The organism is Pseudomonas orientalis (genome assembly GCF_001439815.1).
In the GTDB taxonomy this organism is placed as follows: Bacteria; Pseudomonadota; Gammaproteobacteria; order Pseudomonadales; family Pseudomonadaceae; genus Aquipseudomonas; species Aquipseudomonas orientalis.
On record NZ_JYLM01000015.1, the window covers coordinates 25347 to 44179 of the forward strand.

General features: G+C 61.6%; 16 protein-coding genes. 7 read left to right on the forward strand and 9 right to left on the reverse strand.

Features of this window, described 5'->3' with window-relative positions; genetic code table 11:
- Window positions 1–7 precede the first annotated feature (7 nt).
- Genes TU82_RS25800 through folE2 form a run of 3 tightly spaced genes read right to left on the reverse strand, consistent with a single transcriptional unit; the run spans window position 8 to window position 2429 of the window.
- The gene (locus tag TU82_RS25800; RefSeq protein ID WP_057726049.1) at window positions 8–874 is read right to left on the reverse strand and encodes a metal ABC transporter permease; all 867 of its coding nucleotides are present in this window, start codon (window positions 872–874) and stop codon (window positions 8–10) included.
- Entirely contained in the window at window positions 874–1542 is a 669-nt protein-coding gene (locus tag TU82_RS25805; protein WP_057726050.1) for a metal ABC transporter ATP-binding protein, read from the reverse strand. The genes TU82_RS25800 and TU82_RS25805 overlap by 1 nt, the downstream gene beginning before the upstream one ends.
- Window positions 1539–2429, reverse strand: coding sequence for a GTP cyclohydrolase FolE2 (folE2, locus tag TU82_RS25810; RefSeq protein WP_057726051.1), 891 nt, complete (start codon window positions 2427–2429; stop codon window positions 1539–1541). Before folE2 ends, TU82_RS25805 begins: the two co-directional genes overlap by 4 nt.
- Before the next feature lie 128 nt (window positions 2430–2557).
- Between folE2 and TU82_RS25815 the strand changes: the two genes are divergently transcribed.
- The gene (locus tag TU82_RS25815; RefSeq protein ID WP_057726052.1) at window positions 2558–3769 is read left to right on the forward strand and encodes an N-acetylmuramoyl-L-alanine amidase; all 1212 of its coding nucleotides are present in this window, start codon (window positions 2558–2560) and stop codon (window positions 3767–3769) included.
- Here TU82_RS25815 and TU82_RS25820 read toward each other — a convergent pair.
- Window positions 3766–4134 (reverse strand): hypothetical protein, encoded by a 369-nt coding sequence (locus TU82_RS25820; RefSeq protein WP_057726053.1) that lies wholly within the window; start codon window positions 4132–4134, stop codon window positions 3766–3768. The genes TU82_RS25815 and TU82_RS25820 overlap by 4 nt on opposite strands.
- Before the next feature lie 140 nt (window positions 4135–4274).
- On the opposite strand from TU82_RS25820, the gene zigA reads away from it, so the two are divergent.
- The 3 genes from zigA to TU82_RS25835 are packed head-to-tail and all read left to right on the forward strand — an operon-like array spanning window position 4275 to window position 7134.
- Entirely contained in the window at window positions 4275–5483 is a 1209-nt protein-coding gene (gene zigA / locus TU82_RS25825) for a zinc metallochaperone GTPase ZigA (protein WP_057726054.1), read from the forward strand.
- Window positions 5483–6127: a DUF1826 domain-containing protein gene (locus TU82_RS25830; RefSeq protein ID WP_057726055.1), complete on the forward strand. Its 645-nt coding sequence runs from the start codon at window positions 5483–5485 to the stop codon at window positions 6125–6127. Before zigA ends, TU82_RS25830 begins: the two co-directional genes overlap by 1 nt.
- 44 nt (window positions 6128–6171) lie before the next feature.
- Complete coding sequence (locus TU82_RS25835; protein WP_057726056.1) at window positions 6172–7134, forward strand: CobW family GTP-binding protein; 963 nt, start codon at window positions 6172–6174, stop codon at window positions 7132–7134.
- Here the strand turns inward: TU82_RS25835 and TU82_RS25840 are convergent.
- Complete coding sequence (locus TU82_RS25840; protein WP_057726057.1) at window positions 7128–7523, reverse strand: DUF3301 domain-containing protein; 396 nt, start codon at window positions 7521–7523, stop codon at window positions 7128–7130. The two genes, TU82_RS25835 and TU82_RS25840, sit on opposite strands and share 7 nt — an antisense overlap.
- A gap of 117 nt (window positions 7524–7640) precedes the next feature.
- Between TU82_RS25840 and pdxY the strand changes: the two genes are divergently transcribed.
- On the forward strand, window positions 7641–8513 hold the full coding sequence (gene pdxY / locus TU82_RS25845) for a pyridoxal kinase PdxY (RefSeq protein WP_057726058.1): 873 nt from the start codon (window positions 7641–7643) through the stop codon (window positions 8511–8513).
- 587 nt (window positions 8514–9100) lie between these two features.
- Here the strand turns inward: pdxY and TU82_RS25855 are convergent.
- Entirely contained in the window at window positions 9101–9586 is a 486-nt protein-coding gene (locus tag TU82_RS25855; RefSeq protein ID WP_057726060.1) for an acyl-CoA thioesterase, read from the reverse strand.
- Between the two features lie 278 nt (window positions 9587–9864).
- On the opposite strand from TU82_RS25855, the gene TU82_RS25860 reads away from it, so the two are divergent.
- The gene (locus tag TU82_RS25860; protein ID WP_057726061.1) at window positions 9865–11622 is read left to right on the forward strand and encodes a cation:proton antiporter; all 1758 of its coding nucleotides are present in this window, start codon (window positions 9865–9867) and stop codon (window positions 11620–11622) included.
- Between the two features lie 102 nt (window positions 11623–11724).
- On the opposite strand, the gene TU82_RS25865 is transcribed toward TU82_RS25860, so the two are convergent.
- The 3 genes from TU82_RS25865 to uvrD all read right to left on the reverse strand — a co-directional run bounded on the left by TU82_RS25865 (window position 11725) and on the right by uvrD (window position 15620).
- The gene (locus TU82_RS25865) at window positions 11725–12132 is read right to left on the reverse strand and encodes an SMI1/KNR4 family protein (RefSeq protein ID WP_017739032.1); all 408 of its coding nucleotides are present in this window, start codon (window positions 12130–12132) and stop codon (window positions 11725–11727) included.
- Window positions 12133–12267: 135 nt separating this feature from the next.
- Window positions 12268–13134, reverse strand: coding sequence for a Tim44 domain-containing protein (locus tag TU82_RS25870; RefSeq protein ID WP_057726062.1), 867 nt, complete (start codon window positions 13132–13134; stop codon window positions 12268–12270).
- A 302-nt stretch (window positions 13135–13436) separates the two neighbouring features.
- Window positions 13437–15620, reverse strand: coding sequence for a DNA helicase II (uvrD, locus tag TU82_RS25875; RefSeq protein WP_057726063.1), 2184 nt, complete (start codon window positions 15618–15620; stop codon window positions 13437–13439).
- Window positions 15621–15888: 268 nt separating this feature from the next.
- Here uvrD and TU82_RS25880 point away from each other — a divergent pair, with 268 nt between their 5' ends.
- Window positions 15889–18762, forward strand: a complete 2874-nt coding sequence (locus TU82_RS25880) for a putative bifunctional diguanylate cyclase/phosphodiesterase (protein WP_057726064.1) — start codon at window positions 15889–15891, stop codon at window positions 18760–18762.
- Window positions 18763–18833 lie beyond the last annotated feature (71 nt).

Here is an 18833-nt window from a genome sequence, read left to right on the forward strand (position 1 = left end):
AAACACCTCATTGGGATGACAGCAAGGGCGGGCGGCGCAGCAAGCCGTGCACCGGACCGAAGACCACGGACAGCAAATACCCGCCGCCCGCCACCAGCACGATGGCCGGGCCGCTGGGCAGTGAGTAGTAGAACGACAACAGCAGACCCAGCCATACCGACAGGCATCCCAGCGCTGCCGATACCGCAATCAACACCGGCAGGCGCCGGCTCCAGAAGCGTGAAGCGATGGCCGGCAGCATCATCAAGCCCACCACCATCAAGGCGCCGATGGCCTGGAAACCGATCACCAGGTTAAGCACCACCAGGGTCAGGAACAGCCCGTGGGCGAGCGGGCCGAGGCGGCTGACGGTTTGCAGGAACAGCGGGTCGAGGGTATCGAGCAGCAGCGGTTTGTAGATCAGCACCATGGCAATCAGGCTGAAGCCGGTGACCCACAGCATGCCGGTGAGGGTGGTTTCATCCACGGCCAGGGCGGAGCCGAACAGCAGGTGCAGCAGGTCCAGGCGCTTGCCGGCAATGCCAAGAATCAACACGCCGGCGGCGAGTGAGATGGGGTAGATGGCGGCGAGGCTGGCGTCTTCACGCAGGCCGGTGCGGCGGGTGATCCACGCGGATAGCCCGGCCATGCTCAGCCCCGCGCCGAGGCCGCCGATGGTCAGCGCGGGCAGGCTCAGCCCGGCGAACCAGAAGCCCAGGGCGGCGCCGGGCAGGATGCCGTGGGCCACCGCATCACCGATCAGGCTCATGCGCCGCAGGATCAGAAACACTCCCAGCGGCGCCGTGCTGCAGGCCAACACCAGTCCCCCGATCAGCGCGCGGCGCATGAATACGAAATCGACAAAGGGCATCCACAGGTGGGCGGCGAAATGCATCAGGCCACCTGCAACTGCGGTTGTGGGCGGATCAACGTTTTACTCGATCCCAGCGCGCAGCCCGTGCTTTTGATGTGCAGCACCTGTTGGGTGTGATGACGCACCGACGCCAGGTCATGACAGACCACCATCAGCGTGCGGCCCTCGTCATGCCAGGCATGGATATGTTTCCAGCACAGCGCTTGGCCGTCTTCGTCGAGGGCGGCGTGGGGTTCGTCGAGCAGCAACACCGGCGAGTCGGTCAGGCTCATGCGGGCGAGCAGGGCGCGTTGCAGTTGCCCGCCGGACAGGGCCATCAACGGGCGTTGCTCCAGGCCGCCGAGACACCAGTCTTCCAGCACGGCGTGCAGGCGCTCGCTGCGTTGCTGTGGCGTGAGCCGGGTGCCCCACAATCCGGCAGCGACCAGTTCCTGCAGGCTGATGGGGAATTGCCGGTCCAAGTGTTGCTGCTGGGGCAGGAAGGCCAGGCCGCCGCGCCGTGGAACATCGACAGCGACCTTTCCCGCCAGCGGCTTCTGCAAGCCGGCGATGACCTTGAGCAGACTGCTTTTGCCACAGCCATTGGGGCCGATGACGCCGGTGAGGCTGCCTTTTTCCAGGGTGAAATCCACGGCGGGGGTGAGCGGTTGGCCCGGAGCGCCCCAGCGCAACGCATTGCAAGTGATCATGTGGAAGGTCTCGTCCAGCGGCTTTCAGCCACGGCATCGTGCGCGTGCAGGCTTTCGGCGTGGACCACTTTGAGGTGAAAGGCTTTGACCGCATCCGAGCGTTTCAAGGCGAGGTTGAGGCGGCGGGCGGCGTCCTCGCAGAACATCAGGTTCTGCCCGTTGGCCAGGGCGAAGGCTTGCTCGTCCGCACGTTTGACTGCGGTTTGCACGGCGGTGCCGAGGGCGGCTTCGGCGCTGTTGATCAAGTCGACAATTGGTAATTGCTCGCCTTGCAAGTGCACATGCAACTGCGCGCTGCTGCGCTGGCTGTGGGGTGTAGCGACAATACCGTTGGCGCTGCCGAGCCAGGTCAACACGTCTGCGTGCTGCAATGGCGCGTGGGCAAAATCGTTCAGAAATTGCTGCTGAATCAACTGCCTGGCAAGGGCAGCGGAGCATGGGCAGGTTGAAGAGTAAGTTACGTCAATTTTTAGTTCCACGTGGAACATCTGGTTTTCCAGACGCGCCTCGATGCTGATCGGGTAGCGCTTCCAGCCGTCCAACGGGCTGACCAGGGCAGGGCGTTTCAACAGCAAGTGGGTATGGATGCGCAGGTAGGCGTTATTAGATAAATCTTCATGTGTGTCGAGAAAACGCTGCAGTACATTACGCAGAAGTGCAGGCGTAAGCGGCTGCTGGTCGAACATCTCCAGTGCCAGGTACAAGCGTGACATATGAATGCCACGGGCCGAGCCATCGTCCAGGCTCACACCCGCATCGGCGGTGGCGGGCAGGCGTTGGCCATCGAGCAGGACAGGCAGGGCAACGCCGCACATGCCCACCCAGTCGAGTGGCAAAGCCTGGCGTGAAGCCTGCGCGGCGATATCCGGCAGAGTCAGCGCATTCATAAGCAGGTCCATCGTTGGTAATAATTAGACATGTTATAGTATAACAATACGATCTACGATGAATTTTCTGCTCCAGCCTTTCCTCAGTCACGTCGAGCAGGGACGCTCTCTTATTCGCGGTATCGGTCATGCACAGACGTCAGCTCCTCAACCTGCTGCTGCTCAGCCCCCTGTTCGCCTTGCCTGCGGGGGCTTATGCCACGCAGATCCGCAATGCGCGCCTGTGGCGTTCGGACGATAAGCTGCGGCTGGTCTTCGATCTCAGCGGCCCGGTGCAGTACAAGACTTTTTCACTGACCGCCCCGGAACGCTTGATCATCGACCTGAGCGGCGCCGGGCTCAGTGGCGACTTCTCCCAGTTGGCGCTGAAAAACAGCGGAATTACCTCGATCCGCTCCGGGCATTTCGGCACGAACGACACCCGCATCGTGCTGGACCTGGCCGCGCCGATGCAGCTCAACAGTTTCCTGTTGCCGCCTCAGGAGGGCCAGGGCCATCGCCTGGTGCTCGACCTGACCCGCGCCACGTCGGCGCCTCGTCAAATCGCCGCTGAGCCCGCGCCCTTGATCGCACCGGTGGATAAAACCCATCCCCGGCGCGACATCATCGTGGTGGTCGACCCGGGGCACGGCGGCAAGGACCCGGGCGCCATCGGCTCCAAGGGCCAGCGCGAAAAAGATGTGGTGCTGTCGATCGCTCAGTTGCTGGCCAAACGCTTGAAGCGCGAGAAGGGTTTCGACGTGAAGCTGGTGCGCAACGATGACTTCTTCGTGCCGTTGCGCAAGCGCGTGGACATCGCCCGTCAGCACAAAGCCGATATGTTCATCTCGGTGCATGCCGACGCCGCCCCCCGGCTTACTGCGTCGGGCGCCTCGGTATATGCGTTGTCCGAAGGCGGCGCCACCTCTGCGACCGCACGCTTCATGGCCCAGCGCGAAAACGGCGCGGACCTGCTGGGCGCCACGACGTTACTGAATCTCAAGGACAAGGACCCGATGCTCGCGGGAGTCATCCTCGACATGTCGATGAACGCCACCATCGCCTCCAGCCTGCAACTGGGCAGCTCGGTGCTGGGTAGCCTGCAAAACATCACCAGCCTGCACCAGAAGCGGGTGGAACAGGCCGGTTTCGCGGTGCTCAAATCACCCGACGTGCCGTCGATCCTGGTCGAGACCGGCTTTATCTCCAACACCCAGGACGCGCAGCGGCTGGTGACAGCGCGCCATCAACAGGCGGTTGCCGACGGCCTGTTCGACGGTCTGAAAAAATACTTCGAGAAGAACCCGCCGATGAACAGCTATATGGCGTGGGTCCAGGAGCAGAAGAAAGGCCAGGTTTAACAGCCGGTGATGCGGCTGCAGGTGAATGTGGCGCTGGCGCCACCGGAACTGGAGAAGCGGTTAAGGGTGGTCCAGCCCACGCGTCGCGTGTAGCCGACCCACGCCTCACCGTCCGAGGCCAACCCGGTAAAGAACGTCAATTGCCCGTAGCGGCTGTTGGTTTGTGCCCAGTAGCGTTTGCCCATCACTTCGAAACCGCGCAGATACGTGGTGCTGCCAACGGTCGCCACGCTGTAGGCATTGCCCATCGGGTCTACGCAGGCCAGCAGGGTGGCGCTGCGCGTGCAGTGGGCCAACAGGCTTGGGGATTGGGCACAGGCAGGTCCTGCCGCTGCCAATAGCAGGATGTACCACAGGCGTTTCATCAGGGTTTTCCAGGGGTGGAAGGAGATCAAGCTTCGCGCCCTTCGTCACGCAGCGCAAGGAAGGTTGGCTTGTTTCTATTGTTATACTATAACATAAAACAAAGCCTGGCCTGACCGGGCAGCCTGATGAGAACGACCTGATGCCCAACCGTCTACCCGTTACCGTGTTGTCCGGCTTTCTCGGCGCCGGTAAAAGCACCCTGCTCAACCACGTGCTGCGTAACCGCGAAAACCTGCGCGTGGCGGTGATCGTCAACGACATGAGCGAAATCAACATCGATGGCAGTGAGGTCCAGCGCGACGTCACCCTCAATCGCGCTGAAGAAAAGCTGGTGGAGATGAGCAACGGCTGCATCTGCTGCACCTTGCGCGAAGACTTGCTCGAAGAAGTCGGCAAGCTCGCCAGGGAAGGTCGGTTCGATTACCTGCTGATCGAATCCACCGGTATCTCCGAACCCATGCCTGTGGCCGAAACCTTCACCTTTCGCGATGAAAACGGGCAAAGCCTGGCGGATATCGCGCGCCTGGACACCATGGTCACCGTCGTCGACGGCATGAATTTCCTGCTCGACTATCAAGCCGCAGAAAGCCTGGCCTCTCGCGGGGAAACCCTGGGCGAAGAGGATGAGCGCTCGATCACCGACCTGTTGATCGAACAGATCGAGTTCGCCGACGTGATACTGATCAGCAAGATCGACCTGATCGGCAGCCACGAACGCCAAGAGCTGATGGCGATCCTCGAACGGCTCAATGCCCAGGCACGCATCATCCCGATGGTGATGGGGCAGGTGCCGCTTCACACCATCCTCAACACCGGCCGCTTTGATTTCGAGCGGGCCGCCCAGGCCCCAGGCTGGTTGCAGGAGTTGCGCGGCGAACACGTACCGGAAACCGAAGAGTTCGGCATCGCCTCCACCGCTTATCGCGCGCGCCGCCCCTTCCACCCGCAGCGGTTTTTCGACTTCATCGACCGGCCCTGGGTGAATGGCAAGCTGTTGCGTTCCAAGGGTTTTTTCTGGCTGGCCAGCAAACACCAGGACGCCGGCAGTTGGTCCCAGGCCGGTGGTTTGATGCGCCATGGCTTTGCCGGCCGCTGGTGGCGCTTCGTGCCGAAAAGCCAGTGGCCGCAGGACGAAGAAGGTGTCGCCGCAATCATGGGCAACTGGCAGCCGAGCACTGGCGATTGTCGTCAGGAACTGGTGTTTATCGGGCAGAACATCGACTTTGCACAGATGCGCGCCGAGCTGGACCAGTGCCTGCTCACTGATGAAGAAATGGCCCTGGGCGTAGAAGGCTGGCACCAGTTGGCCGACCCCTTTGGCCCCTGGTATGAGGAGGCAGCCGCCTGATGCTGGCCCCGGTTATTCCCCTGCGCCCCGTGATCCGCCAGACCCGCGGCGAAACCCCGCTGGCGCTGTCCGATATCCTGGAAGATGGCGTGAACCTGGCGCTGTGGCAGCGCCAATTGCCGCTGCATATCGCCGAGTTCGGTGCGTTGCTGGTGTCGCTCGATGAACCGCTGGCCGAAGCAATGGTCATCGAGTTGAGCAACGAAGACACCGCGCCGAACTTGCAAGGCCTGGCGTCCGGTTGCCGTGACCTTGAAGGCTATGACGGTTTTATCGCCGATGTTTCCTGGCTGATCAGCGCATTCGCTTGCCTGCTTGGCGCCAAGCGTATCGGCGTACGTTTGCGCTTGCTGGACAAGGCCATGTGCCCGCGTTTTCATGTCGACCATGTGCCTGTGCGGCTGATCACCACCTACGCCGGCGTCGGCAGCCAGTGGCTGCGCGAAGGCGTCATGGACCGCCGCCGGTTGGGCCAGCCTGACGCAGAACCCACCGAGCGCATCGAGCACATCCACTGCGGTGAAGTGGCGCTGCTCAAGGGGACAAAATGGCATGGCAACGAACATCATGGCCTGATTCACCGCTCGCCCGCCCTGAAGGCCAATGAGCGCCGCTTGATTCTCACGCTGGATTGGCTCGCATAAACGCGTAGGATCAAGCGCTCTACACGGTCTGAATGATGCCACCCATGCTGCAGAACATTCCCACCCACGTGATTGCCGGGCCCTTGGGCGCCGGCAAGACCAGCCTGATCAAACACCTGCTTTCCCAGCGTCCGGCCAACGAGCGTTGGGCGGTGTTGATCAATGAGTTCGGGCAGATCGGCCTGGACGCGGCCTTGCTCACTCAAAACGACGATGGCATTGCCCTGGGCGAAGTGGCGGGTGGCTGCCTGTGTTGTGTGAATGGCGCGCCGTTCCAGGTAGGCCTGGGTCGATTGTTGCGTAGGGCCAAGCCGGATCGGCTGTTTATCGAACCCTCGGGCCTGGGCCATCCGGCGCAGTTACTCGAACAACTGAGCCAGGCGCCGTGGCAGGACGTGCTGGCGGTTCAGCCCTGCGTACTGGTGCTGGACGCGCAGGCCCTGGCAGCGGGCAAACCCTTGCCGCCGGCGCAGCAGGAGGCGCTGGGCAGTGCCGGCCTGCTGGTGTTGAACAAGGATGAGGCGCTGGATGCGCTGCAGCGCCAGGCCATTGAGCAGCAGTTACCCGGCAACGCGCTTTATTGGACGCGTCAGGCGTGGTTGCCCATTGAGCAGTTGCCTGGTCTGAAGGTGCAGGCCGGCGGGGTGGTGGATAACTTCGTGGTCCCCAAAGGCTTGGCTCATTTGCCGGCGGTGTGGAGCGACCTCGCGCTGCCGATCTGCCTGAGCCAGGCCCAGAAGGACGGCTGGAGCATCGGCTGGCGCTGGCATCCGAGTCAGCAATTTGATCCGCAGCGTTTGAATCAGTGGCTGACAAGTCTGGAATGGCGGCGCGCCAAACTGGTTATCCACAGCCGTGACGCCTGGGTATCCGCCAATGCTGTGGATAACAGCCCGCTGGCCTGGCAGCCCAGCGAATGGCGCCGCGATTCGCGTATCGAACTGATCTTCAGCGCACCTCAGGATGTGGCCGCGTTGCAGACCGCCCTGACGGCCTGCCGTTACTGACGATTCTTGGTGGCGTGGTCCTGGCGCCACTGGCTCAGTTCGATGACCTCGGCGCTGGGCAGCGGCTCCTTGGCTTCGAACGGGTAGGGCGCCAGTTCGATCTGCGCGCTGTGGGCGCCAAATTGAGTGATGGTCCCGCTGTGGCGAGCCTCGCCCGTCACGGTGAACTCGAAATTGTAGACGCGTGCCAGACGGCGCCGACCACTGGCATCCTTCACGAAACCGATGCGTTTCAACGCTACCGCGCCGTCGAGCAGTTCGATGTCGAGCTTGGCGCAGTGCTGCTTGACGCGCTCCAGCGCCCGCTCGCGCAAGCCATGGTTGTGCCAGACCCAAGCGGCGCCGGTCGCCAGCAGCATCAACACGAACATGTTTCCCAGGGTCAGCATTCCATGAACTCCAACAAAGTGAGCGCAGCTTAACTGTGTCGCCGGTCTGTCGTACAGGCTGCGTTTAGTCGCATACTGCGCGGCCAGAATTTCAACGGCTTTATGGAAATCTCCTGCATGAAACGTACACCCCATCTGCTTGCGATCCAGTCTCATGTGGTCTTTGGCCACGCCGGAAACAGCGCCGCCGTGTTCCCCATGCAGCGGGTCGGGGTGAATGTATGGCCGCTCAACACGGTGCAGTTCTCCAACCACACACAGTATGGCCACTGGGCGGGCGAAGTGCTGGCGCCGCAGCAAATTCCTGCGCTGGTGGAAGGTATCGCGGCGATCGGCGAACTGGGTAACTGTGATGCGGTGCTGTCCGGCTACCTCGGCAGCGCGGCTCAGGGGCGAGCGATACTGACTGGTGTGGCACGTATCAAGGCGCTCAATCCCAAGGCGATGTACCTGTGCGACCCGGTGATGGGCCATCCGGAAAAGGGTTGCAGCGTGCCGCAGGAAGTCAGTGATTTCCTGCTCAACGAAGCTGCGGCCATGGCGGATTTCCTGTGCCCTAACCAACTGGAGCTGGACAGCTTTGCCGGGCGCAAGCCGCAATCGCTGTTCGATTGCCTGGCGATGGCCAAAGCACTGCTGGCGCGCGGGCCGAAGGCAGTGCTGGTCAAGCATCTGGATTACCCGGGCAAGCTGCCGGACGGCTTCGAAATGTTGCTGGTGACGGCCGAGGGAAGCTGGCACTTGCGCAGGCCGCTGCTGGCCTTCCCGCGCCAGCCGGTGGGTGTGGGCGACCTGACGTCGGGGCTGTTCCTGGCGCGGGTGCTGTTGGGCGATAGCCTGGTGGCGGCGTTCGAGTTCACGGCGGCGGCGGTGCATGAGGTGCTGCTGGAGACCCAGGCCTGCGCCAGTTATGAACTGGAACTGGTGAGGGCGCAGGATCGAATCGCCCATCCCCGGGTACGTTTCGAGGCGACGCCGATCAGCCTGTAAGTACATAGAACCCAATGTGAGAGGGGGCAAGCCCCAGCAGCCTATGACTATCTTGCTGATGCTCCACAATCCAAATGTGGGAGGGGCGGTGCGACGATTCGACTTGCCCCCGATGGCAGCCTCAGGGCCGACCAGGATGTTGGATTGGGTTGAGTACATATCCGTTTCTGCGGTAACGGCTGCTAATGGTTCCGCTTTTACAGCGGCTCACTTTTGAAAAGCCGGAATGCCGGCCCAGTCAAAAGTAAGCAAAACGCTCTTGCCCCACCACTCGGCACCTCGCCTAGGCTCGGTGCCGTGGTTTGACGGGGCGCCTAAGATCAAAAGCAGATCAAGATCAAGAGCGGCTCGCTTCGCATCGTGGTTAGCGTTGTGTAGATACTCATGGCTATCGGGGGCAAGCCCCCACCGCCCTCTGTAGGAGCGAGCTTGCTCGCGAAAAACGTCAACGATAACGCGTGCTTTCTGAATGAACGCGGTGCCTGTAAGTTTTTCGCGAGCAAGCTCGCTCCTACGAAAAAAGCTTTAACTGACTGGCATTAGGGCAAATCCCCCTCCCACATTTGACTGGGTTTGCAGATTTTGAACTACGGCGCGTCGGCCTTGATTTCCTGATAACGCCTTTCCAGCTCCTGGCGAATCTGCCGACGCTGCTGGGCCTGCACGAAGCGGCGCTTGTCTTCGCTGTTGTGTGGCTGCAAGGGCGGTACGGCGGCCGGTTTGCGCTGGTCGTCCACCGCCACCATGGTGAAGAAGCAACTGTTGGTATGGCGCACCGAGCGCTCGCGGATGTTCTCGGTCACGACCTTGATGCCCACTTCCATCGAGGTGTTGCCGGTGTAGTTGACCGATGCGAGAAAGGTCACCAGTTCGCCGACATGGATCGGCTCGCGGAAAATCACCTGGTCCACCGACAGCGTGACCACATAACGGCCGGCGTAACGGCTGGCGCACGCATATGCCACTTCGTCGAGGTACTTGAGCAGGGTGCCGCCGTGGACATTGCCTGAGAAATTGGCCATGTCAGGGGTCATCAGTACCGTCATCGACAGCTGGGCGTTTCCGGGTTCCATAGCACACTCACGGGTTGTAGGCATTGGTTGGGGTAGGGCACCTCTGCGGGTGCTGGGATCTTTGCAGCCATCCCTAACGGGACGCCGGTGGGCGGCTTGCCGTCACGCCCGGGCCGATCTGTTTCCATATATTGCACCGGCTTTCCGGCGGAAGTCGCGGTGTTAACCTTCAAACGCGCCTCTATGGGCATTTCTTACGGTCACGGCAGACTTTTCTTTCAGCGGCTGCGCAAGCGGGAAGTCAGAAAGCCGCCAGCAATTTCAAGGAGCCCCACGCCATGCACGCCATCAGCTTTATCCAGGATTTGGCCGTGATCATGCTGGTGGCGGGGGTCGTGACCATCCTGTTTCATCGCCTCAAACAGCCGGTGGTGCTGGGCTACATCGTCGCCGGCTTCATCATCGGCCCCCACACGCCGCCGTTCGGCCTGATTCACGATGAAGACACGATCAAGACCCTGGCCGAGCTCGGGGTGATCTTCCTGATGTTCTGCCTGGGCCTGGAGTTCAGCCTGCGCAAGCTGTTCAAGGTGGGCGCCACGGCGTTTATCGCAGCGTTCCTGGAAATCATCCTGATGATCTGGATCGGCTACGAAATCGGCCAATGGTTCGACTGGAACACCATGGACTCGTTGTTTCTCGGCGCAATCCTGGCGATTTCCTCGACCACCATCATCGTCAAGGCGCTCAATGACCTGAAGATGAAGGACCAGCGCTTCGCCCAGCTGATATTCGGCGTGCTGATCGTCGAAGACATCCTGGGCATCGGCATCATCGCCTTGCTGTCGAGCATCGCCGTCAGCGGTACGGTCAGCTCGGGCGAGGTGTTTTCCACCGTGGGCAAGCTGTCTTTGTTCATGATTGTTGCGCTGGTGATCGGCATTTTGCTGGTGCCGCGCCTGCTGGCCTATGTTGCCAAATTCGAAAGCAACGAAATGCTGCTGATCACCGTACTGGGCCTGTGTTTCGGCTTCTGCCTGCTGGTAGTCAAGCTCGAATACAGCATGGTGCTTGGGGCCTTCCTGATCGGCGCGATCATGGCCGAATCACGCCAACTGATTAAAATCGAGCGCCTGATCGAACCGGTTCGCGACATGTTCAGTGCAATCTTCTTTGTCGCCATCGGCTTGATGATCGATCCGCACATCCTGCTGCAGTACGCCTGGCCGATAGCGGTCATTACCGTGGCCGTGGTGCTGGGCAAGATGCTGTCGTGCGGGCTGGGTGCGTTTATCGCCGGCAACGATGGCCGCACCTCGCTACGGGTGGGCATGGGGCTGTCACAGATCGGCGAATTCTCTTTCATCATCGCGGCGCTGGGGATGACCCTGCAGGTCACCAGCGATTTTCTGTACCCGGTGGCGGTGGCGGTTTCGGCGATTACGACGTTGCTGACGCCTTACCTGATCCGTGGCGCCGACCCGCTGTCACTGAAAATTGCCGCCGTGATGCCCCGGCGCATGAGCCGGGTGTTCGGGATGTATGGCGAATGGCTGCGCAGTATCCAGCCGCAAGGTGAGGGCGCGATGCTGGCATCGATGATCCGCAAGATCATTCTGCAAGTGGGGGTGAACCTGGCGCTGGTGATCGCGATCTTCTTCGCCGGCAGCTTTTTCGCGGCGCGCATCGGCGGGTATCTGGAAGGCTGGATCAGCGATCAAAGCTGGCAGAAGGCGTTGATCTGGGGCGGTGCGTTGCTGTTGTCGCTGCCGTTTTTGATCGCGGCCTATCGCAAGCTCAAGGCATTGTCGATGCTGCTGGCGGAGGTGAGCGTGAAGCCGGAAATGGCCGGTCGGCATACCCAGCGTGTGCGGCGGGTGATTGCGGAGCTGATCCCCATTCTGTCGCTGCTGGTGATCTTCCTGCTGTTGGCAGCCTTGTCGGCCAGTATTCTGCCGACCAACAAGTTGCTGGTGCTGATTGCCGTAGTCACGGCGGCGGTGGCGGCGGTGCTCTGGCGCTGGTTCATCCGCGTGCATACGCGGATGCAGGTGGCCTTGCTGGAGACGCTGGATAACCACAAGGATACGCAGTAGGAGCGAGCTTGCTCGCGAAGATCGTCAACGATAACGCGGGAAACCTGACACCCAGTGTCGCGCTCAGGTTTTTCGCGAGCAAGCTCGACTCCTACAACAGACTCAGCTTTCCAGCCAGACGTCCCGTGCCCAGTGCCACACTGATTCCCAGGTTTCTTCGGTGACCAGTTCTTCCTCGCCGGACCACAACACCACGGTGCCGTCTTCTTCGACGCAGTAGTAGTCGTCGCCGTCCTGGCAGATCGGAATCATGCTGCGATCAACCCCGGCATCCCAGGCGTTGGCGGCCACGTCCGGCAGATAGGTGTGGGACTGCGGGTCGGTGACGGTCACCGGCTCAAGGCTGCCGTAGACCACGTCGCTGACGGTCAGCAGGAATTCGCGGAACACAAAGGGGATGTCGATGAACAGCTGTTCCTCGATTTCCACCAGTTGGTCTTCGTCAGGCAGTTCCAAAGGAACCGGGACCGGTTCGTTGGCTTCACGCAGTTGTTCGATGATTTCTTCCACGGCCGGGATCCTCTTGCTGATGGCGCGTTTTATAGGGGCGTTTTATACAGTAGCTCGCTATAAGTGCAACCGTGAAATAGAAAACCCCGGAACATGTCCGGGGTTTTTGTTACCACTTGCTCAAGCGTGCGGGTTTCAGCCGTTCTGGCGGATACCGGCGACCAGCCATGGCTGGTTGTCGCCCTGTGGACGTTCCATGTTCCAGCTTTCGCTGAACACTTCGCCCTGGTCGAAACGCGAGGTCTTCGACACGCCACTGAAGGTCAGGGTGGCGATGGTCTTGTCGGCGCGGTCATCCACCCCGTCCAGCTGTACGCGCAGGTCGTCGATGTAGGTCGACTGGAAGCCGTCACCCAGGTCGGCGCGTTCGCGCTTGAGGAACTCCAGCAGTTGCGGGGTCACGAACTCGGCGATCTTGTCCATCTCGTTCGCGTCCCAATGCTGCTGCAGGGACTGGAAGTGGCTGCGGGCCGCTTCGATGAAGCGCTCTTCGTTGAACCAGGCCGGTGCATTGATCACCGGACGGGCGGCAGGGGCTGCCGAACCGCCGAAGATCGAACCCATGGCGGGTTTTTGCTCGAACACTTCACGCTGCATCGGCGCGCCGGCCGGGGCCAGGTGCTCCTGCTGCTTGCGGCGACGGGCGGCGATAAAGCGGAAGATCACGAAGGCAATGACCGCCAGGATCAGGATGTCGAAGATCTGCATGCCCTGGAAGCCGCCGCCCATGAACATGGACGCGAGCAGGCCACCGGCGGCGATGCCGGCCAATGGGCCCAACCAGCGTGAAGCACCGCCGGCCTTGGCCGCGGCGCCAGCGGCACCGGCTGCGCCTGCAGTCGCTGCAGCACCGCCCGCACCGGCGGATGGAGCCATCTGGCTGGTCTGGTGAGTCGGTGCCGCGCCGGAACTTTTGCCGCCACCGAAGCGTTTGGCGTTGGCGTCGAGGCTCATCGTCAAGCCGATGCACAACGCCATGGCGATGCTAAGAAAACGTTTCATAAAGGGAATTCCCATTTGTGGATTGCACGCGCGCCATGTTGCACAGGTGTCGCGACAGTGGCTAGCGACATAATGTTTCGGGCTTTTGCGTAGGAATGATTCGGAATGGTCTGTAGGACTTATTACAGATATTGGCCCGCCCTTATTAAAAACAAGGGTGGGCCAAAAACCTTCATGTTGAACGGTTCCCCGTAGGAGCGAGCTTGCTCGCGAAAATCGTCAACGATAACGCGAGTATTCTGGATGAACGCGTTATCTGGACGTTCTTCGCGAGCAAGCTCGCTCCTACAGCAGGGAAGACTTCAGACAGCCTCAAGTTTGGCGTAGCCCATCATCAGCCACTTGCTGCCCTCGGCGAAGTTGACCTGCACCCGCGCCTGGGCGCCGGCGCCTTCGAAGTTGAGGATCACGCCTTCGCCGAAGATCGCGTGCTTGACCTGCTGGCCCAGGCTGAACGGTGTTTCCGGAATTTCGGAGCCGGCAAACATGGTGCTGGAGTTCTGCTGCTGGCCACCGCCGAACGGGCGGCTGACGCTGTTGGACAGGCGCACTTCCTGGATCAGCCCCTTCGGCACTTCACGTACGAAGCGCGACACCTTGTTGTAGGTCTCGCTGCCGTACAGGCGTCGGGTTTCGGCATAGGTCATCACCAGGTTCTGCATGGCCCGGGTAATGCCCACGTAAGCCAGGCGACGTTCTTCTTCCAGACGGCCAGGCTCTTCCAGGCTCATCTTGTGCGGGAACAGGCCTTCTTCCATGCCCACCAGAAACACATACGGAAATTCCAGACCCTTGGCACTGTGCAAGGTCATCAGCTGGACGCTGTCTTCATGTTCGTCAGCCTGGGCGTCTCCGGCCTCCAGCGAAGCATGGCCAAGGAAGGCGGCGAGCGGTGTCAGGTCCTCTTCGTTCTCGGCGTTTTCGAACGCACGGGCGGCGCTGACCAGTTCCTCGAGGTTTTCTACCCGGGCCTGGCCTTTCTCGCCTTTTTCGGCCTCGTGGTAGGCAATCAGCCCGGACTGTTCGATCACGGTCTGGGTCATCAAATGCAGGGGCATTTCCGCGCATTTGGCCCCAAGGTTCTCGATCAGCTCGACAAACACACCCAATGCACCGGCTGCGCGGCCCGTCAGGCCTTTATTGGCGATGAGCAGGCGCATGGCCTCCCACATCGACACATCGGCATGACGGGCATGCTCGCGAATGGCCTCGACGGTCTTTTCGCCGATGCCACGGGCCGGGATATTGATCACCCGCTCCAGTGCCGCATCGTTGCCGCGACCTTCCAGCAAGCGCAGGTAGGCCATGGCGTTCTTGATTTCCGCACGCTCGAAGAAGCGCTGGCCGCCATAGATGCGATACGGGATGCGCTCGCGCAGCAAGGCTTCTTCCAATACCCGTGATTGGGCGTTGGAACGGTAGAGAATGGCGATATCGCTGCGCGACAGGCCGGTTTTCAGTGCACTTTCGATGGTTTCCACCACGTAGCGCGCTTCATCGTGCTCGTTGAACGCGGCGTACAGGTTGATCGCTTCGCCTTCGCCGCCGTCGGTCCACAGCTCTTTGCCCAGACGTCCGGTGTTGTTGGCGATCAAGGCGTTGGCGGCCTTGAGAATCCCGGCGGTGGAGCGGTAGTTCTGCTCAAGGCGGATGGTCACCGCGTCCGGGAAGTCTTCGGAGTACTGGTAGATGTTCTCGATCTTCGCGCCGCGCCAGCCGTAGATCGACTGGTCGTCGTCACCCACCACCATCAGGCTGTCGCCACCCTTGGCCAGCAGGCGCAACCAGGCGTACTGCACGGCGTTGGTGTCCTGGAACTCGTCCACCAGAATGTGCCGGAAACGCTTCTGGTAATGGGCCAGCAAGCCGGGGTTGTCGCGCCACAGGTCGAGGGCACGCAACAGCAGCTCGGAGAAGTCGATCACACCGGCGCGTGCGCAGGCCGCCTCGTAGGCTTCGTAGATGCTGCGCATGGTGGCCAGGAACAGATCACCGCTGGCCTGGATATGCTGCGGGCGCAGGCCTTCATCTTTCTGGCCGTTGATGAACCACTGGGCCTGGCGTGCAGGCCAACGTTGTTCGTCGAGGCCCAGCTCCCGGATCACCCGCTTGACCAGGCGTTGCTGGTCGTCGCTGTCGAGGATCTGGAACGTCTGGGCCAGCCCCGCTTCCTGCCAATGCGCCCGCAACAGGCGATGTGCCAGGCCGTGGAAGGTGCCCACCCACATGCCGGCCGGGCTGATGCCCATCAGTTGCTCGATGCGATGGCGCATCTCGGCAGCCGCCTTGTTGGTGAACGTCACCGACAGGATGGAATGGGGCGACGCGTTCTCGACCTGGATCAACCAGGCGATACGGTGCACCAGCACTCGGGTTTTACCGGAGCCAGCACCGGCCAGGACCAACTGACGGCCAACGGGGGCCGCTACGGCCTGGCGTTGGGCATCGTTGAGGGAGTTCAGCAAAAGGGAGAGATCATCGCGCATCGGCGCATTCTAGGGTGCCGGGGGGAGACGGGCAAACCCCAATGCCACGCGCCCGACGGAAAACCGCCTGCGGGCAAACATTCAGCCGGGTGCGGATGACCGGTCAGTCATGGGCCACAGCCCGCGTGGCATCTCGTTCAAGCTGTCTGGAACAACGTTTTGCGCTCAACCGACGGGCGCTTTTTATGACCTGGAGCAGTTTGGCCCGAGCGCTTGCTTGTGTATGCTCCGTCGACGTTTCGGGCTCACCATTATAAGAACACTGCCTATGACCTTTGACACTGACCTGTTCGGCCCTTCGGCGGCGCCGGCGCAGGTTATCCGCAAACATTACGCCACCCAGATGGCGGTCGAGCGGACACGCCTGCTGTATCAGGGCTCATTGGTGCCGACTCTGTTGATGCTGGTCAATGGCCTGGTCTGCGCCTGGCTGCTGTGGGACCCCAGCCAATACCTGCTCGACAGCGCCTGGCTGGTCTGGTTGCTGGCGCTGGTGGCGATGCGGATCATCCAGGTGGCGGCCTTTGATTCGGCCATGCCCAGCCGCCAGGCCCAACCGGTCTGGCGCCGGATGTTCATGCTCGGCTCGGCGGTCAGCGGCCTGACTCTGTCGATTGCCGCCATCGCCCTGGTGCCCACCGACAACTTCATGCAACAGGCCTGGGTGTTCGGCCTGATCGGCGCGGCAATGTTGTCGGCCAGCGTGGCATACGCCGTCAGCCTCTGGGCCTTTGTGTCCTTCGCTTTGCCGTGCCTGTTGCCGGTCATCGTGTATCTGTTCTGGAACGGCACCGCGCAGCAACAGGGCTGGGGCGTGCTCGGTGTGATCCTGCTGGCGTCGTTGAGTGTGGTGGCGTGGCAGGTCAACCGCCTGATCCAGCGCGGGCTGCTGCGCCGCTTCCAGAACCAGGCCTTGATCGAGCATCTGCAGCAGGCCCGGCAACGCAGCGAGCAGTTGAACCAGGCGCTGATGCGCGAAGTCGAGCAGCGCTGTCAGGTCGAACAGGACTTGCGTGACGCCCAGGTCGGCCTGCAAGACCGCATGGCGCTGCGCAGCCAGGAATTGGACGCCGCCAGCCTCGCCCTGAATAAAAGCGAGGCGCGCCTGGCCATGGCGCTGCAAGCCAGTGAACTGGGCCTGTGGGACTGGAATCTGCAGACCGATGAGGTGCACCACACCCAGCTCAAGGAACTGTTCGGCCTGGAACCCGAGTACGTCACCGCGATGCTCAGTCATCTCAAGCCGCGTCTGCACCCCGACGACCTGCCGCTGCTCAAGCATGCGCTGGTGGAGCACCTCAAAGGTCGCACCGAGGACTATCAGGTGGAGTACCGGATACGCCATGGCGATGGGCACTGGGTGTGGATCGAGGACCGTGGGCGCGCCGTAGAGCGTTCGCCCGGTGGGCGGGTGATCCGCATGCTCGGCACGCGCCGCGACATCAGTGCCGGCAAGGCCCTGGAGGAACAGCAACGGCTCGCCTCGACGGTGTTCGAGGCCGCCAGCGAAGGTATCGTGATTCTCGACCCGAACTACGTGTTGATCGCGGTCAACCAGGCGTTCAGCCGTGTCACCGGTTTTGACATCGACGACATGCTCGGTCGCAATGTCGTGGAGTTACCCAGCAGTCGCGACGCCCGGCGTCACTTTCCGGTGATCCGCCAGGCGCTGCTCAGCCACGGCACCTGGCAGGGTGAACTGGTGGAGACGCGCAAGAACGGCGAGCTGTACCCGCAGTGGCTGCAACTGAGCGTGGTGCGCGATGCTCGCGGCAATGTCAGTCATATCGTCGGCTTTTTCGCCGATCTGTCCGCGCGGCGCGAATCCGAGGAGCGCATGCGCTACCTCACCCATTACGATGAGTTGACCGGCCTGGCCAACCGTTCGCTGTTTCGCGAACGACTGCGTGAAGCCCATCAGCGCGTGCGTCAGGGTGGGCGCAGCCTGGCGCTGCTGCACATCAACCTCGACCGTTTCAAACTGCTCAATGACAGCCTTGGTCATGAAGTGGCCGACCAGCTCTTGCAGAAAATGGCGCGGCGGCTGATCAACGCACTGCCGGAAGCCGACACCATCGCGCGCCTGTCCGGTGATGAATTCGCTGTGCTGTTCGATGCCTATGGCAACTTGTCGAGCCTGGCGCGCGTCGCGACTCGGCTATTGGCAAAGTTGCGCGTGCCGGTGACGGTGGAAGGGCACGAACTGGTGGTCAGCGCCTCCATGGGCGTCAGCTTGCTGCCGGATAATGCGCGGGAAATTTCTGCGCTGGTCAGCCAGTCGAATATGGCGATGCAGCACGCCAAGCACCTGGGCGGGAATAATTTCCAGTTCTACACCGACAGCCTGCAAGCCAGCACCCTGGAGCGCTTGCAACTGGAAAACCATCTGCGCAAGGCCATCGACGAAGGCCAGCTCACGGTGTTCTACCAACCCAAACTGTGCCTGGCCACCGGTCAGCTCAATGCAGTGGAGGCCCTGGTGCGCTGGGAACATCCGCAGTGGGGCCTGGTGCCGCCGGGGGACTTTATCGGCCTGGCCGAAGAAACCGGCCTGATCGTGCCGTTGGGTGAATCAGTGCTGCGCCAGGCGTGCTGGCAGGCCTGTGAGTGGCAGCGTCAGGGGCTGGCGCCGATTCGCGTGTCGGTGAACCTGTCGGTGCACCAGTTGCGCCAGGGCAAGCTGGTCAGCCTGGTGCGCCAGGTATTGGAGGAGACCGGGCTGGAGCCGCAATATCTCGAACTGGAACTGACCGAAAGCCAGCTGCTCGACAGTGTCGAGCACATCATCACCACCTTCCGGCAGTTGCGCGACCTGGGCGTGAAGCTGGCTATCGACGATTTTGGCACTGGCTATTCATCGCTCAGCTACCTCAAGCGCATTCCGGTGGACTACGTGAAGATCGACCAGACCTTTATCCGGGGGCTCGGTCAGGCCCGTGAGGACGCCGCGATTACCCGGGCGATCATTGCCATGGCCCACGGGTTGGCGCTCAAAGTGGTGGCCGAAGGCGTGGAAGATCAGCAGCAGCTGGATTTCCTGCGAAGCGAGGGCTGCGACGAGGTGCAGGGCTATCTGATCAGCCGACCGATGCACGCCGAGGGTCTGGCAGATTTGTTACGGAAAAATCCGGAATTTCCTTAACGACGCGGGGGCAGCCCCTGTGGCTACAAAGCCTCCACCCTTAATTTCAGTGGGGGACGGGGCGATTTAGT

Coding starts and splice junctions, on each gene's coding strand:
- TU82_RS25800 (WP_057726049.1), bottom strand. CDS start 874: ATGCATTTCGCCGCCCACCTGTGGATGCCCTTTGTCGATTTCGTATTC.
- TU82_RS25805 (WP_057726050.1), bottom strand. CDS start 1,542: ATGATCACTTGCAATGCGTTGCGCTGGGGCGCTCCGGGCCAACCGCTC.
- folE2 (WP_057726051.1), bottom strand. CDS start 2,429: ATGAATGCGCTGACTCTGCCGGATATCGCCGCGCAGGCTTCACGCCAG.
- TU82_RS25815 (WP_057726052.1), top strand. CDS start 2,558: ATGCACAGACGTCAGCTCCTCAACCTGCTGCTGCTCAGCCCCCTGTTC.
- TU82_RS25820 (WP_057726053.1), bottom strand. CDS start 4,134: ATGAAACGCCTGTGGTACATCCTGCTATTGGCAGCGGCAGGACCTGCC.
- zigA (WP_057726054.1), top strand. CDS start 4,275: ATGCCCAACCGTCTACCCGTTACCGTGTTGTCCGGCTTTCTCGGCGCC.
- TU82_RS25830 (WP_057726055.1), top strand. CDS start 5,483: ATGCTGGCCCCGGTTATTCCCCTGCGCCCCGTGATCCGCCAGACCCGC.
- TU82_RS25835 (WP_057726056.1), top strand. CDS start 6,172: ATGCTGCAGAACATTCCCACCCACGTGATTGCCGGGCCCTTGGGCGCC.
- TU82_RS25840 (WP_057726057.1), bottom strand. CDS start 7,523: ATGCTGACCCTGGGAAACATGTTCGTGTTGATGCTGCTGGCGACCGGC.
- pdxY (WP_057726058.1), top strand. CDS start 7,641: ATGAAACGTACACCCCATCTGCTTGCGATCCAGTCTCATGTGGTCTTT.
- TU82_RS25855 (WP_057726060.1), bottom strand. CDS start 9,586: ATGGAACCCGGAAACGCCCAGCTGTCGATGACGGTACTGATGACCCCT.
- TU82_RS25860 (WP_057726061.1), top strand. CDS start 9,865: ATGCACGCCATCAGCTTTATCCAGGATTTGGCCGTGATCATGCTGGTG.
- TU82_RS25870 (WP_057726062.1), bottom strand. CDS start 13,134: ATGAAACGTTTTCTTAGCATCGCCATGGCGTTGTGCATCGGCTTGACG.
- uvrD (WP_057726063.1), bottom strand. CDS start 15,620: ATGCGCGATGATCTCTCCCTTTTGCTGAACTCCCTCAACGATGCCCAA.
- TU82_RS25880 (WP_057726064.1), top strand. CDS start 15,889: ATGACCTTTGACACTGACCTGTTCGGCCCTTCGGCGGCGCCGGCGCAG.